Source organism: Streptomyces sp. NPDC045022, assembly GCF_056432605.1.
In genome coordinates, this window is sequence record NZ_JBWKIR010000011.1 from 136,264 (window position 1) to 150,870 (window position 14,607).

Below are 14,607 nucleotides of genomic sequence, written 5' to 3' on the forward strand. Positions count from 1 at the left end.
CGGTCCAGCAGGCGGACGCGACGGCGGCGGTTCAGCGGGCGGCGAGCGCCTTCTCCCCGGCGTGGCGCATGGCCTCCAGCGGGGCCGGGGAGCGGCCGGTGATCTGCTCGACCTGGAGGACGGCCTGGTGGACCAGCAGGTCGAGGCCGCTGACCACGGCACCGCCGAACATGGACCAGCGGGCCGCCAGCTCGGTGGGCCAGGGGTCGTAGAGCACGTCGAAGAGGGTGGCGGGGCGTTCGGGTACGGCGGCGGCGAGGGCGTCGGTCGTCCCGGCCGGCGTGGTCGCGACCACCAGCGGGGCACGCAGGGCCTCGGCCGCGTCCGCCCAGTCCGCCGTCCGCACGTCCACCTCCAGCCGCCGGCCCCACTCGCGCATCTCGGCGGCGCGGGCCTCGCTTCGGACGTAGGCGACGACCTCCCCGGTACAGATCCGGGACAGCGCGGCGAGCGCGGAGGAGGCGGTGGCACCGGCGCCGAGGATGGCGGCGGAGTCGACCTCCTCGATGCCGTGCTCGCGCAGGGCGGCCATCATGCCCGGGATGTCGGTGTTGTCGCCGAGCCGGCGGCCGTCCTCGGCGAGGACGACCGTGTTGACCGCGTCGACGGAGGCGGCCGTGTCGCTGATCTCGTCCAGCAGCGGGATGACCGCCCGCTTGAGCGGCATGGTCAGCGACAGCCCCGCCCACTCCGGCCCGAGCTTGTCGAGGAATGCGGGCAGCCCGGCCTCGTCGACCTCGAAGCGGTCGTACGACCAGTCGGTGAGCCCGAGTTCGCCGTACGCGGCCCGGTGCAGCACCGGGGAGAGGGAGTGGGCGATGGGCGAACCGAGCACGGCGGCTCGGCGGGTCACTGTCATCAGTTCTTTTTCCTCGACGCGTTCCACTCCTCGACCAGCTTGTTGTGCTCATCGAGCGTCTTGGTGAACTTGCTGGTCTTGCCGTCCATGGAGATGAAGTAGTACCAGCCGTCGTGCGTCGGGTCGAGCGCGCCGCGGAGCGCCTCTTCGCCGGGGTTGTCGATCGGGCCCGGCGGCAGCCCCTTGGAGAAGTACGTGTTGTAGGGATTGTCGTACCTGCGCAGCTCGGCGATGCTCAGATCGAGCTTGCTCTGGTTCTTCACGTAGTTGTACGTGGAGTCGAACTCCAGCCGCCCGTAGGTCTGCGGGTTGTCGGGTTCGAGGCGGTTGTAGACGACCTCGGCCATCTTGCGGAAGTCGTCGTGGCTCGTGCCCTCGGCCTGCACCAGGCTCGCCACGGTGAGCAGCTGCCAGGGACCGTCGAGGCCGAGGACCTTGGCCTTCTTCTCCAGGCCCAGTTCCTGGTACTTGGCGGTGGCCTGGGACACCATGCTCTTCAGGACGGCTTCAGGCTTCTGGCCCTTGGCCACCGCGTAGCTGGAGGGATAGAGGAAGCCTTCCAGCGGGTCCTTGAGGCTCGTGCGGTTCAGCGCCCAGGCGGGCAGGCCGAAGTGCTTGTACTCCTTCTTCGCGACGCGCGCGGTGGTGCCCGCCGCCACTTCGAGGCGCTTGTCGATCAGGGCGTAGATCTCCGTGTTGCGCCGGCCCTCGGCGATGATCAGGTTGCTGCGGCTCTTCGGGCTGAGCATCAGCTCCACCGCGCTCGCGGCGGACATCTGCTTCTCGAGCGTGTAGACGCCGTCCTGAAGCGACTTGCCCTTGGGGTTCGCCTGCAGCGCGGAGACGAACGCGGCCGCGCTCTCGACGACGCCCGCCTCCTTCAGCTTCTGACCGATCTCCCAGCCGCCGGCGCCCTTGCCGATGGTGACCGTGACCTGCTCGCCGTTCCCGCTGCCCGCGTAGTCCGGGGCCGCGCCGAAACGATTTTGGTAGAACTTGTAGCCGAAGTAGCCGACTCCACCGAGTCCGCCGCCGAACACCAGGACGACCACCATGCAGGCGCAGCCGGTGCGTCCCTTTTTGCCCTTGACGGGCTTGCGGCCCTTGCCGCGCCGCTCGCGTCGGCTCTGGAGCTCGTGCTCCTCCTCGTCGCCGTCGCCGCCTCCCGCGAAGAAGGCGTGCTCCTCCTCGGCCGCGGGCTCCGGCTGCGGTTCCGGCTCGGGGCGCCTGCGGCTGGGCGGCACCGGCGGAGGATAGGCGTCCTCGGTGCCGTAGAGATCCGGCTGCTCACCGCCGTACGCCACGGGCTGCTGGTTGTACGGATCACCGGGGTCGGCGGCGTAGGGCACATGGCCGTGGGCGCCGGTCGCGTCCCACTCGTCCTGCTGGAACTGCTGCTGGGTGTGACCGGCGAACTGCTGGTCGTACGCGGACTGCCCCTGGGCCTGACCCTCGTAGTAGTGGTGCTGCTGCTCTCCGCCGTACCCGGGCTGCTGGTCCTGGCTCCAGTCGCCGTACTGCGGCTGCTGCGGGTATTGCTGCTGCGGCTGGCCGCCGTAGGCAGACTGCTGGCCGATGTGCGCCTGCTGCCCTTCCCATCCGCCGTCCCCGTACAACGGGTCCTCCGGATGCCACGGTTCGGAGCCTGGGCCCCGGCCATACTCAGTCATCGATCCCCTAGAGCCGCGAGGCCGACGGTCGCGCGGCTGGGGGGCCGGCTTCCGTTCCGCCTCTTCTTGTGCCCCGGCTGTTCGAAACACCGGCGCATCGCGCGGAACGTTACCGTATCGCGATCAGATGACCACTTCGACGCCCTCGCCGGGTGCTTTGCCTGACACTCGTTCGGATTCCAGGGCCTGCTGCAGGATGATGACGGCGGCCGCCTGGTCGATGACCGAGCGGCCCTTCTTGGACTTCACCCCGGAGGCGCGCAGCCCCTGACTCGCCGTCACGGTCGTCATCCGCTCGTCGACCAGGCGGACCGGCACCGGTTCGATGCCCTTGGCCAGCTCCTGGGCGAAGGCGCGGACCTTGACCGCGGCCGGGCCCTCGCCCCCCTTGAGGGAGCGAGGGAGACCGACGACGACCTCGATCGGTTCGTACTCCTCCACCAGCTGACCGAGCCGGCGGTGTGCGGCGGGGATGTCCCGGCCGGGGACGGTCTCCACCGGGGTGGCGAGGATCCCGTCGGGGTCGCACGAGGCGACCCCGATCCTGGCGTCCCCGACGTCGATCGCGAGTCGACGTCCTCTGCGCATGTCCCTGACCGCTCTCTACTTGGCGGTCTCGGCGACGAGACGTTCGACGGCCTCGACGGCCTCACCGACGGCGGCCGGGTTCTGGCCGCCGCCCTGGGCGACGTCCGGCTTGCCGCCACCGCCGCCGCCGAGCGTCTTGGCGGCCGTACGGACCAGGTCGCCGGCCTTGAGGCCGCGCTCGCGGGCGGCCTCGTTGGTGGCGATGACCGTCAGCGGCTTGCCGTTGTTGACCGTGAACAGGGCGACCACGGCGGCCCGGCCGCCCTGGATGCGGCCGCGCACGTCGAGGACCAGCCTGCGCAGGTCGTCCGGCGTGGTGCCGTCCGGGACCCGGCCGGTCACCACGGCCACGCCACGCACGTCCTTGGCGGACCCGGCGAGACCGGCGGCGGCCTGCAGCACCTTCTCGGCGCGGAACTTCTCGATCTCCTTCTCGGCGTCCTTCAGCTTGCCGAGCATGGCGGAGACCTTCTCCGGCAGCTCCTCCGGGCGGCCCTTGATCAGCTCCTGGAGCTGAGCGACGACCGTGTGCTCGCGGGCGAGGAAGTTGTAGGCGTCCACGCCGACCAGGGCCTCGATCCGGCGCACACCCGAGCCGATGGAGGACTCGCCGAGCAGCTTCACCAGGCCCAGCTGGGCGGTGTTGTGCACGTGCGTGCCGCCGCACAGCTCCTTGGAGAAGTCGCCGATGGTCACGACACGGACCCGCTCGCCGTACTTCTCGCCGAACTCGGCGATGGCGCCCTGCTTCTTGGCCTCGTCGATGCCCATGACGTCGGCGCGCACGTCGAGGTCGCGGGCGAGCACCTCGTTGATCTTCTGCTCGACGTCGGTCATCACGACCGTCGGCACGGCGGACGGGGAGCCGAAGTCGAAGCGGAAGCGGCCGGGCTGGTTCTCGGAACCGGCCTGGGCGGCCGTCGGGCCGAGGGCGTCGCGCAGGGCCTGGTGGGTCAGGTGCGTGGCCGAGTGGGCGCGGGCGATGGCGGTGCGGCGGCGGGCGTCGATCGAGGCGTGGGCCTTGGCCCCGACCGTCACCTCGCCGACCTGGACGATGCCCTTGTGGACGTACACGCCCGGGACCGGCTTCTGGCAGTCGCGGACCTCGATGACGGCACCGGAGTCGACCTTGATCCGGCCGGTGTCGCCGATCTGGCCGCCGCCCTCGGCGTAGAAGGGAGTGCGGTCGAGGACGACCTCGACCTCGTCACCCTCGATGGCGGCCGGCGAGGAGACGCCGTCGACGAGGATGCCGACGATCGTGGTCTCGCCCTCGGTTTCGGTGTAGCCGATGAAGTCGGTGGCACCGGCGGAGTCGGCGATCTCCCGGTAGGCGCCCATGTCGGCGTGGCCGGTCTTCTTGGCCTGGGCGTCGGCCTTGGCGCGCTCCCGCTGCTCCTTCATCAGGCGGCGGAAGCCCTCCTCGTCCACGGACAGGCCCTGCTCGGCGGCCATCTCGAGGGTGAGGTCGATCGGGAAGCCCCAGGTGTCGTGGAGCAGGAAGGCCTTGTCGCCGGAGAGGACCGTGCCGCCGGACTGCTTGGTCTCGGTCACGGCGGTGTCGAGGATGTTGGTGCCGGCCTTGAGCGTCTTGAGGAAGGCGTTCTCCTCGGCGAGGGCGACCTTCTCGATCCGCTCGCGGTCGGTGACCAGCTCGGGGTACTGCTGCCCCATCATGCGGATGACGACGTCGATCAGGTCCCTGACGACCGGGCCGGTTGCACCGAGCAGGCGCATGTTGCGGATGGCGCGGCGCATGATGCGGCGCAGGACGTAACCGCGGCCCTCGTTGCCGGGGGTCACGCCGTCGCCGATCAGCATCGTGGCCGTACGCATGTGGTCGGTGACCACGCGCAGGGAGACGTCCGAGTCGTGCGCGTCGCCGTAGGCGACACCGGTCAGCTCGGTGGCCTTGCCGATGACGGCCATGGAGGTGTCGATCTCGTACATGTTCTGCACGCCCTGCAGAATCATGGCGAGCCGCTCCAGGCCGAGGCCCGTGTCGATGTTCTTGCTCGGCAGGTCCCCGAGGATCTCGAAGTTGTCCTTGCCGGTGCCCTCGCCCCGCTCGTACTGCATGAAGACGAGGTTCCAGATCTCCACGTACCGCTCGTCGTTGACGGCGGGGCCGCCCTCGACGCCGAACTCGGGGCCGCGGTCGTAGTTGATCTCGGAGCAGGGGCCGCAGGGGCCGGGGACGCCCATGGACCAGTAGTTGTCCTTCATGCCCAGGCGCTGGATGCGCTCCCTGGGCACGCCGACGACCTCGTGCCAGATGCGCTCGGCCTCGTCGTCGTCCTTGTAGACGGTGATCCACAGGCGCTCGGGGTCGAGACCGTAACCGCCCTTGTCCTGGGGGCTGGTGAGCAGCTCCCAGGCGAGCTTGATGGCGCCTTCCTTGAAGTAGTCGCCGAAGGAGAAGTTGCCGCACATCTGGAAGAACGTGCCGTGGCGCGTGGTCTTGCCGACCTCTTCGATGTCGGGCGTGCGCACGCACTTCTGCACGCTGGTGGCACGCGAGAAGGGCGGCTTGACCTCACCCAGGAAGTAGGGCTTGAAGGGCACCATGCCGGCGGGGACGAGGAGCAGAGTCGGGTCGTCCGCGATGAGCGACGCCGAAGGGACGACGGTGTGCCCGCGCTCCTCGAAGAAGCTCAGCCAGCGGCGGCGGATCTCAGCCGACTCCATCAGTGGTCCTCATTCCGGTCGTTCCAGTACGTCGTGTTCTCGATGTACTTCGGGTTGCTGCGGTTCTCGATGGCGGTGTACCGCCGGGGTGCGGGGAGTTCGGGGTCCGCGTCGATACCCAGCGCCTCCCCCAGCTCGGCCTCCCGCTGCGCCATGTTGTCGCGGACGTCGAGCGCGAAGCCGACCGCGCGGTCCTTCAGCCGCTGACCGGTCTCCAGGGCCTTGTTCGCCGCGGTGGCGGCCAGGCTCTCCGGGGTCAGTTGCCTCAGCTTGCGGTTGACCTTGGTGGTGGCCCACACACCGGCGGCGACACCCGTGCTGAACCAGAACGTACGGCGGAACATCGCTCGGTCTCAGTCCCTCTTCCCGCGGGGGTTTCGCTTGCGTCGTGCGGCAGGGACCGTGCGGCCCACGATCACCGTACGCCGGGGCGACTTGACGGGCTCGTCCTCCTTGCGGCCGCCCAGCGCCCGGCGCACGCCGTAGCCGAAGGCCGCGACCTTGACCAGCGGGCCGCCGAAGGTGGAGGCGACGGTGGTCGACAGCGCGGAGGCGTTCGACGTGACCTCCTGGACGTCGGAGGCGATCGCGTCGACCCGGTCGATCTGGGTCTGCGCGGAGCGCACCGCCGTGGATGCGTCGGCGAGCAGCGGGACGGCCTGATCGGTCACGTCCGCCACGAGTTTGGTCGTCGCCTTCAGCGTCTGGGCCAGCCTCACCAGTGCGACGGCGAGGAAGGAGACCAGGATCGCCCAGAAGACGGCCACCAGGATCCCGGCCACCTCTCCACCGGACACTGTGCGCACCCGCTCCCTGAAACGTGCTCTGAACATCGGAACCATGAAAAAGCAGTGCCCCGAGCCTATCGCGCCGGGGCCGAGGCTCCGTACCGGATTACCGGGCAGCGGGGACGGAGTCGCGTGAAGCGATTGTACGGAATGAACACACTTCAGTACGCTCCGTGCCCATGCGAGGTCCTCAGAGCCGCGGCCCCCGGACGGACGGCGATCCGCCCCTCGAACTCACCGCTTTCGTCGGGCGCTCGGCCGAGCTCGCCGAGCTGGCGACGGCGCTCGACCGGTCCCGGCTGGTGACCGTGACCGGGGTCGGCGGCGTCGGGAAATCCCGGCTCGCCGTGCGCGCGGCGGCACACCGGGCGTCCGGTGCCCCGGCCGGCGGCCTGGGCTGGGGCCGGGTGGAGCTGGCACCGGTACGCGATCCGCAGTTCGCGGAGTACGCGGTCGTGGAGGCGCTGGGGATGACCGACCACACCGCCCGTATGCCCCGGGAGATGCTGCTGGAGCACCTGGCCGGTCGCCGGGCCCTGCTGGTGCTGGACGGTTTCGAGCATCTGGTGGAGGCCTGTGCCGAGCTGACGGCGGAGCTGCTGCGCAAGCTGCCGCAGCTGCGGGTACTGGCCGTGGGCCGGCGTCCGCTGGGGCTGGCGGGCGAGCGGCTGTTCCCGCTGGCGCCGCTGACGGAGGACGAGGCGGTGGAGCTGTTCACGGACCGGGCCCTGGGCCAGGGGGTCCAGGTGGCCGACGGCCCCGAGGTGCGGGAGCTGTGCCGTCGTCTGGAGGGGCTGCCGCTGGCGCTGGAGCTGGCGGCGGGGCGGCTGCGGGCCCTTACCCCGGGGCAGCTGCTCCAGCGTCTCGACGACCGGTTCCGGCTGCTGACCGGCGGCGGCCGGGACGCGCTCCCCCGGCACCAGACGCTGCGCACGGCGATCGGCTGGAGCCACGAGCTGTGCACGCCGGCCGAGCGGCTGCTGTGGGCCCGGCTCTCGGTGTTCGCGCAGTCCTTCGACCTGGAGGCGGCCGAGTACGTGTGCGGCGGGGACGGGCTGCCCGCCGAGGACGTCCTGGACGTGCTGTCGGAGCTGCTCGCCCAGTCGGTCGTCTCCCATGAGCAGACCCCGACGGGCCCCCGCTACCGGATGCTGGACACCGTGCGGGCCTATGGCGCCGACTGGCTGGAGGCGACCGGGGACGCGGGCCGGCTGCGCAGACGGCACCGCGACTGGTACCTGGGCCTGGCGACCTGGTGCGAGCTGGACTGGTTCTCGCCCCGGCAGCGGGAGGTGGCCGCCCGGGTCGAGGCGGAGCTGCCGAATCTGCGGGCCGCGCTGGGGTTCTGCCTGACCGAGCCGGAGGAGGCGCACCTCGGCCAGTATCTGGCGGGGGCGCTGTGGTTCTGCTGGGTCGGCTGCGGCCGGCTGGCGGAGGGGCGGCGCTGGCTGGAGGGCAGCCTGGAGCGGGAGTCGGAGTACGAGCGGTCCCGGCTGAAGGCGCTGTGGGTGCTGGGCTATGTGGCGATCCTGCAGGGCGACACCGTGCCCGCGCTGAAGGCGCTGCGCGAGTGCCGTGAGCAGGCGGAGCGGTCGGCCGATGCGACGGCGGTGGCGTACGCGGAGCACCGCACCGGCTGTCTGGCCCTGGTCACGGATGACATGGCCCGCGCGGAAATCCTGCTGCGGTCGGCGCTGGAGCGTTATCAGGAGATCGGCGAACTCAACAGCAACGTCCTGATGGGTCAGGTGGAGCTGGCGATGACCCGGGCCTTCCAGGGGGACCTGCCGGACGCGGTGCGGCTGTGCGAGGACGTGCGCCGGGTCTGCGAGGACCACGGGGAGCGCTGGGCGCGTTCGTACGCGCTCTATGTGCTGGCGTACGCGGCCTGGCGGAACGGCGAACTGGAGCGGGCGCGGAAGCTGCTCGCGGACTGCCTGGGCAACGCGCACGTCTTCCACGACCTGCTGGGCTCGGTGCTGGCGATCGAGCTGCTGGCGTTGGTGACGGCGACCGAGGGCGACCCGGCCGAGGCCGCGGTGCTGCAGGGCGCGGCGGGCCGGCTGTGGCCGTCGGTGGGGCTGCCGCTGTTCGGTTCGGCGTACTACAACGCCCCGCACGAGCAGTGCGAGGCGACCGCGCGGCAGGCGCTCGGTGACACGCGGTACGAGGAGTGCGTCCGCGAGGGGGCGCGGCTGGACCGGCAGGGGGCCGTGGCCCGGGCGCTGAGGCAGGGCGGCGTGCGGCCGTTGGGGGCTCTGCCGGCTCCGCGCGGGCGGGTGCCGCAGGGCCCCGGGGAGGCCGTGAAACGCGAACCCGCCGCCTCGCCCACCCGGAAGGGCGGGGAGACGGCGGGCTGAGGTGCTGCGCCGGGGCTGGGATCAGCGGGCGTAGTACTCGACGACGAGCTGCTCGTCGCAGATCACCGGGATCTCCTTGCGGTTCGGCTCGCGGTCCAGGCGGAAGGCCAGGGCGCGGAGGTTCACCTGCAGGTAGCGCGGGGTCTCACCGTCGGGGGCGAAGCCACCCTCGCGGGCGATCTGGAAGAGCGTCTTGTCCTTGGAGCGGTCGCGGACCTGCACGACGTCGTCCGGACGGACACGGAAGGACGGCTTGTCGACCTTCTGGCCGTTGACCTGGATGTGGCCGTGGACGACCATCTGGCGGGCCTGGTAGATCGTGCGGGCGATGCCCGAACGCAGGACCAGCGCGTCGAGACGGCGCTCGAGCTCGATGATCAGGGCCTCACCGGTCTTGCCCTGGACCTTGGAGGCACGCTCGTAGGCGCGGACGAGCTGGCGCTCGGACACGTCGTACTGCGCGCGCAGACGCTGCTTCTCGAGCAGACGGACCTTGTAGTCCGAGTTCTGCTTGCGGCCGCGGCCGTGCTCACCCGGCGGGTAGGGGCGGGCCTCGAAGTACTTGACGGCCTTCGGGGTCAGCGCGATACCGAGGGCACGCGACTTCTTGACCTTGGGGCGGGACTGGTTCGCCACTGTCTCTGTCTCTTTTCGTGATTTCCGGCTTGTCAGGTGGAGAGAGGTCGCATCCGCAGCCGGGAAAACCCGTCGGGTCCGCGAGGGACCTTCCGGGCAGCCGCTTCCCTGGTCTGGGCACATACGTGCAGCACGCGAGTGGCCCACCGACCGTTCCCGGAACCTCGGGTGGTGGTGGGCTGCCCGCGACACCGTTCGACGGTGCGCGACGCTCCTGGAGTCAGTCCGTGAGGACCGGGTCTCCGGCTGGTTGTCCCGCTCTGACAGCACGGGACTCAGCACTTCGGAGCATTCTACAGGGTGCTCAGGTGCGCTTGCGACCGAGGTGCTTGCGGGTCCATTCGACCGCGTCGGCATACCGGGCCTCGGCGCCGTGCCGGGTCGGCGTGTAGTACTCGCGGTCCTTGAGGGCGTCCGGGGCGTACTGCTGTTCGGCGATGCCCTCGGCCAGGTCGTGCGGGTACACATACCCCTGCGCGTGGCCGAGCTTGGCGGCGCCCTTGTAGTGGCCGTCGCGCAGGTGGGGCGGGACCGGGCCGGCCAGGCCCTTGCGCACGTCCTGCATCGCGGCGCCGATCGCGGTGGTCGCGGAGTTGGACTTGGGGGCGAGGGCCAGGGCAATGGTCGCGTGGCTGAGGGTGAGCGCGGCCTCCGGGAAACCGATCATGGCGACGGCCTGGGCGGCGGCGACCGCGGTCGGCAGGGCGTTCGGGTCGGCCAGGCCGATGTCCTCGCTGGCGGAGATCATCAGGCGGCGGGCGATGAACCGGGGGTCCTCGCCCGCCTCGATCATGCGGGCCAGGTAGTGCAGGGCCGCGTCGACGTCGGAGCCGCGGATGGACTTGATGAGCGCGCTGGCGACGTCGTAGTGCTGGTCGCCGTCGCGGTCGTACTTCACCGCGGCCCGGTCGACGGTCTGCTCCAGCGTCCGGAGGCTGATCTCGGCCTCGCCCTGGTCCAGGGCGGACCCGGCGGCGGCCTCCAGGGCGGTCAGGGCCCGGCGGGCGTCGCCGCCGGCGATCCGCAGCAGGTGGTCCTCGGTGTCCTCGGGTAGGCCGACGGCGCCCCTCAGGCCGCGCTCGTCGCTCAGCGCCCGTCTCAGCAGGCCCCGGATGTCGTCGTCGGTGAGCGGTTCGAGGGTGAGCAGGAGGGAGCGGGAGAGCAGCGGGGAGATCACCGAGAAGTACGGGTTCTCCGTGGTGGCCGCGATCAGGGTCACCCAGCGGTTCTCGACGGCCGGGAGGAGGGAGTCCTGCTGGGCCTTGCTGAAGCGGTGGATCTCGTCCAGGAAGAGGACGGTCTCCTTGCCGAAGCCGCCGGTGGCGCGGCGGGCGCCGTCGATGACCGCGCGGACCTCCTTGACGCCCGCGGTGATCGCGGACAGCTCCACGAACCGCTTGTCCGTGGCCTTGGAGACGACGTACGCGAGGGTCGTCTTGCCGGTGCCGGGCGGGCCCCAGAGGATCACCGAGGAGGGTCCGGCGGGCCCGCCGTCGCCCTCGCCCACCAGCCGGCGCAGGGGCGAGCCGGGCTTCAGCAGATGCTGCTGGCCCACGACCTCGTCGAGCGTGCGCGGGCGCATCCGCACCGCCAGGGGACTGGCCGCCGGGTCCTTCTCCTGGCGTTCTTCCGCTGCGGCGGTGAAGAGGTCGGGTTCCACGGTGAAACCCTAGAACACCGCACTGACATTCCGGTCCCGGCGGTCAGCGGGGCCCTGCTGTCAGCTGGTCCAGAAGTCCCACCAGCGGGTCAGCACCAGCATGCCGATGATGCCGACGTGCAGGACCGGCAGCACCCAGGTGAACTCGCCGAAGAAGGACTTCAGCGGGCGCGGGGCCGGCAGGAAGCCGTTGCGGACGTTGAAGGAGGTGACGTACCAGAACATGGTGATCGTGGCGACCCAGGCCAGCGAGCACCACAGGCACAGCGCGTTGATCCGGTATAGGGACTGGAACTGCAGCCAGGTGCAGAAGGCCACGCCGAACAGGGTGCCGAAGTTGAACGTCAGCCAGTACCAGCGGGGGAAGCGGGCGCGGGCCAGCAGGCTCATGCCGACGCAGATGACGATGCCGTAGCAGACCAGTCCGAGCATCGGGTTCGGGAAGCCGAACGCGGCGGCCTGCTTGCTCTCCATGACGCTGCCGCAGGAGACGACCGGGTTGAGGCTGCAGCCGGGGGTGAAGGTCTTGCCCGCGACCTTGGCCTCGAGGATCTTGAACTTGTCGATCGTGATGACCCAGGCGGCGAGCAGTCCGGCCGCGCCGGTGATCACCAGCAGGATGGCGAAGGCACGGCTGCCGCCCACCGCGCGGGGGGCGTCGGCGGCACGCTCGGGCCCGGGCTCCGTGGAGACGTCCTTGACTGTCGTCTTGCTCATCACGCCGATCCGTCACTTGAGAGTGGACCATCTTCGGGCAGGGCCATTGTGCCGCACGGACATGTGTGTCGACCGTTCGCGGGACACAAGGAGGTACGCACGGCGGTCACGGACCGTTCGGTTCCGGGCCGTTCCTCGGAGGGCATGGCAGCACACGCGAACGAACTAGCGGTGGACATCCGGGGGCCGCGCGGGCGGTACGGAGACGTGACCGCGGTGGACGGGCTCGTCCTCGGCACCCGGCGCGATGAGGGGTTCGGCCCGCTCGGGGCCGATGGCGCCGGGAAGAGCGGCACGGTGGAGATCCTCCAGGGCGACCGGTCCCGGCACGCGCGCAAGGCCCCGGTCCTCGGCGCCGGCCAGGCGACGGGCACGCGCGCGTGGAGGTCTCATGTGGGCATCGCCCGGCAGGACGAATCCGCTCCCGCCGGGTTGACGGTCCGCCAGACGTTGCCTGAGCAGCGCGAAGGGCGCCGGGAAGACCCGGCGCCCTTCGGGTGGCTCCGCGCTAGCCGAGCCGGGACTCCAGCTCCGCCACGATCTCGTTCACGCCGATCGCCGTCTGCTCGCCGGACTCCATGTCCTTGAGCTGGACGACGCCCTCGGCGAGGTCCCGCTCGCCGGCGACGACCGTGTAGCGGGCGCCACTGCGGTTGGCGTTCTTCATGGCGCCCTTCAGGCCCTTGGCGCCGTAGGAGAAGTCCGCCGCGATGCCCACCTTGCGCAGCTCGGTGACCTTCGCGAACAGCACGCGCCGGGCCTCCTCGCCGAGCGGGACCGCGAAGACGCTGGTCGCGGCCGGGATGCCCAGCTCGACGCCCTCGGCCTCCAGCGCCAGCACCGTGCGGTCGACGCCGAGGGCCCAGCCGACGGACGGCAGCGCGGGGCCGCCGATCATCTCGGACAGGCCGTCGTAGCGGCCGCCGCCGCCCACCGCGGACTGGGAGCCCAGGCCGTCGTGCACGAACTCGAAGGTGGTGCGGGTGTAGTAGTCCAGGCCGCGCACCAGCTTCGGGTCGTCCTCGAAGGCCACACCCGCCGCCGTGATCAGCTCGCGGACCTCCTCGTGATACGCCTTGCAGGCGTCGCAGAGGTAGTCACGGAGCAGCGGGGCACCCGTGAGCTGCTTCTGCACCGACTCGCGCTTGTCGTCGAGGACGCGCAGGGGGTTGATCTCCGCGCGGCGCAGCGTGTCCTCGTCCAGGTCCAGGCCGCGCAGGAAGTCCTGGAGCGCGGCCCGGTACACCGGCCGGCACTCCTTGTCGCCCAGGCTGTTCAGCAGGATGCGGAAGTCGCGCAGGCCCAGCGAGCGATACGCCTGGTCGGCCAGGATGATCAGCTCGGCGTCCAGCGCCGGGTCCTCCGCGCCGATCGCCTCGGCGCCGACCTGGGAGAAGTGCCGGTAACGGCCCTTCTGGGGGCGCTCGTAGCGGTAGTACGAGCCGGAGTACCAGAGCTTGACCGGGAGGTTGCCCGCCTTGTGCAGGTTGGCCTCCAGGGCCGCGCGCAGCACGGACGCGGTGCCCTCGGGGCGCAGGGCCAGCTGGTCGCCGCCCTTGGTCTCGAAGGCGTACATCTCCTTGGTCACGATGTCGGTGGACTCACCGACACCGCGCGCGAACAGCTCGACGTTCTCGAAGCCGGGAGTCTCGACGTAGCCGTAGCCGGAGTTGCGCAGCGGGGCCGCGATCGCCTCGCGGACCGCCAGGTACTTGGCGGAGTCCGGCGGAATCAGGTCGTAGGTGCCCTTGGGGGCCTTGAAGGTGCTCACGGAAGCTCTCTCGTCACATTCCTCGTCGGGGAGCCTCGGAGGCTCCCTGGCCGGCCGCCACCTGCCGCAGATAGGAATTGGTGGCGCGCTCCTGGCCGATGGTCGTCTGGGGGCCGTGGCCGGACAGCACCACGGTGGAGTCGTCGAGCGGCAGGCACACGCGGGCCAGCGACTCGAGCATGTCCGCCATGGACCCGCCCGGCAGGTCGGTACGTCCGATGGAGCCGGCGAACAGCAGATCCCCGGAGAAGAACACCGACGGGATGTCGGTCGTCTCGGGCATCCGGAAGGTCACCGACCCCTTGGTATGGCCCGGCGCGTGCGCGACGGAGAACGTGAGGCCGGCCAGCTCCAGCGTGGCGCCGTCGGTCAGCTCCTTGACGTCGTCCGGCTCGCCCACGGTCAGCTCGCCCATCAGGGGCATCCCGATGGACCGGCCGAGCGCCTTCTCGGGGTCGCTCAGCATGTACCGGTCCCCGGGGTGGATCCAGGCCGGTACGTCGTGTGCCCCGCAGACCGGGACGACCGAGGCCACGTGGTCGATGTGGCCGTGGGTGAGGACGACGGCGACGGGCTTGAGCCGATGCTTCTTCAGTGCTTCCTCGACGCCTTCGGTGGCCTGGAGGCCGGGGTCGATGATCACGCACTCCTCACCGGCGGCGGGGGCGACGAGATAACAGTTCGTCCCCCAGGCCCCGGCGGGGAACCCGGCAATGAGCACGATCGTCCTTCGTTGTGTCGATTACAGGCGGCTTCCAGCTGCGGTCAGAGCCTACCGGCGCTGCCGTTTCCTCAGCGAACCCATATACGGTACGGGGCTACACGCAGCGGTCGGCTCACGATGACGTACGCGTTCCGCCCGACACACGA

The 14,607-nt window shown here is 70.7% G+C and carries 13 protein-coding genes; 1 reads left to right on the forward strand and 12 read right to left on the reverse strand.

Annotated features, from left to right (window positions below; genetic code table 11):
* Positions 1-31 precede the first annotated feature (31 nt).
* From AC07C1_RS21175 to AC07C1_RS21200, 6 genes are all read right to left on the reverse strand, one after another.
* A complete protein-coding gene (locus tag AC07C1_RS21175) occupies positions 32-859 on the reverse strand; it encodes a shikimate dehydrogenase (RefSeq protein WP_478941081.1) in 828 nt (275 codons plus the stop codon).
* Positions 859-2,529: an endolytic transglycosylase MltG gene (mltG, locus tag AC07C1_RS21180; protein ID WP_478941083.1), complete on the reverse strand. Its 1,671-nt coding sequence runs from the start codon at positions 2,527-2,529 to the stop codon at positions 859-861. Before mltG ends, AC07C1_RS21175 begins: the two co-directional genes overlap by 1 nt.
* A gap of 123 nt (positions 2,530-2,652) precedes the next feature.
* Positions 2,653-3,117 carry a Holliday junction resolvase RuvX gene (gene ruvX, locus AC07C1_RS21185; protein WP_478941085.1) on the reverse strand — a complete coding sequence of 155 codons (465 nt, stop codon included), beginning with the start codon at positions 3,115-3,117 and terminating at the stop codon, positions 2,653-2,655.
* Positions 3,118-3,132: 15 nt separating this feature from the next.
* Entirely contained in the window at positions 3,133-5,805 is a 2,673-nt protein-coding gene (gene alaS, locus AC07C1_RS21190) for an alanine--tRNA ligase (protein ID WP_478941087.1), read from the reverse strand.
* Positions 5,805-6,149, reverse strand: coding sequence for a hypothetical protein (locus AC07C1_RS21195; RefSeq protein WP_478941088.1), 345 nt, complete (start codon positions 6,147-6,149; stop codon positions 5,805-5,807). The genes alaS and AC07C1_RS21195 overlap by 1 nt, the downstream gene beginning before the upstream one ends.
* Before the next feature lie 9 nt (positions 6,150-6,158).
* Positions 6,159-6,602, reverse strand: coding sequence for a DUF948 domain-containing protein (locus AC07C1_RS21200; RefSeq protein WP_478941314.1), 444 nt, complete (start codon positions 6,600-6,602; stop codon positions 6,159-6,161).
* A 170-nt stretch (positions 6,603-6,772) separates the two neighbouring features.
* Here AC07C1_RS21200 and AC07C1_RS21205 point away from each other — a divergent pair, with 170 nt between their 5' ends.
* Positions 6,773-8,953, forward strand: coding sequence for an ATP-binding protein (locus AC07C1_RS21205; RefSeq protein WP_478941090.1), 2,181 nt, complete (start codon positions 6,773-6,775; stop codon positions 8,951-8,953).
* A gap of 21 nt (positions 8,954-8,974) precedes the next feature.
* Here the strand turns inward: AC07C1_RS21205 and rpsD are convergent, their stop codons facing one another.
* The 6 genes from rpsD to AC07C1_RS21235 form a co-directional block, all read right to left on the reverse strand.
* Positions 8,975-9,589 (reverse strand): 30S ribosomal protein S4, encoded by a 615-nt coding sequence (gene rpsD / locus AC07C1_RS21210; protein ID WP_301975067.1) that lies wholly within the window; start codon positions 9,587-9,589, stop codon positions 8,975-8,977.
* Positions 9,590-9,893: 304 nt separating this feature from the next.
* Complete coding sequence (locus tag AC07C1_RS21215) at positions 9,894-11,249, reverse strand: replication-associated recombination protein A (protein ID WP_478941092.1); 1,356 nt, start codon at positions 11,247-11,249, stop codon at positions 9,894-9,896.
* 60 nt (positions 11,250-11,309) lie between these two features.
* A complete protein-coding gene (locus tag AC07C1_RS21220) occupies positions 11,310-11,966 on the reverse strand; it encodes a vitamin K epoxide reductase family protein (protein WP_478941094.1) in 657 nt (218 codons plus the stop codon).
* A gap of 165 nt (positions 11,967-12,131) precedes the next feature.
* A complete protein-coding gene (locus tag AC07C1_RS21225; protein ID WP_478941096.1) occupies positions 12,132-12,359 on the reverse strand; it encodes a hypothetical protein in 228 nt (75 codons plus the stop codon).
* 115 nt (positions 12,360-12,474) lie between these two features.
* Entirely contained in the window at positions 12,475-13,737 is a 1,263-nt protein-coding gene (gene hisS / locus AC07C1_RS21230) for a histidine--tRNA ligase (RefSeq protein ID WP_478941097.1), read from the reverse strand.
* Positions 13,738-13,750: 13 nt separating this feature from the next.
* A complete protein-coding gene (locus AC07C1_RS21235; RefSeq protein WP_478941099.1) occupies positions 13,751-14,458 on the reverse strand; it encodes an MBL fold metallo-hydrolase in 708 nt (235 codons plus the stop codon).
* Positions 14,459-14,607 lie beyond the last annotated feature (149 nt).

Excerpts from the sequence above, each read along its gene's own strand:
- AC07C1_RS21195 (WP_478941088.1), bottom strand. The coding sequence starts at position 6,149 with ATGTTCCGCCGTACGTTCTGGTTCAGCACGGGTGTCGCCGCCGGTGTG.
- AC07C1_RS21205 (WP_478941090.1), top strand. The coding sequence starts at position 6,773 with ATGCGAGGTCCTCAGAGCCGCGGCCCCCGGACGGACGGCGATCCGCCC.
- AC07C1_RS21220 (WP_478941094.1), bottom strand. The coding sequence starts at position 11,966 with ATGAGCAAGACGACAGTCAAGGACGTCTCCACGGAGCCCGGGCCCGAG.
- alaS (WP_478941087.1), bottom strand. The coding sequence starts at position 5,805 with ATGGAGTCGGCTGAGATCCGCCGCCGCTGGCTGAGCTTCTTCGAGGAG.
- AC07C1_RS21225 (WP_478941096.1), bottom strand. The coding sequence starts at position 12,359 with ATGAGACCTCCACGCGCGCGTGCCCGTCGCCTGGCCGGCGCCGAGGAC.
- AC07C1_RS21175 (WP_478941081.1), bottom strand. The coding sequence starts at position 859 with ATGACAGTGACCCGCCGAGCCGCCGTGCTCGGTTCGCCCATCGCCCAC.
- mltG (WP_478941083.1), bottom strand. The coding sequence starts at position 2,529 with ATGACTGAGTATGGCCGGGGCCCAGGCTCCGAACCGTGGCATCCGGAG.
- ruvX (WP_478941085.1), bottom strand. The coding sequence starts at position 3,117 with ATGCGCAGAGGACGTCGACTCGCGATCGACGTCGGGGACGCCAGGATC.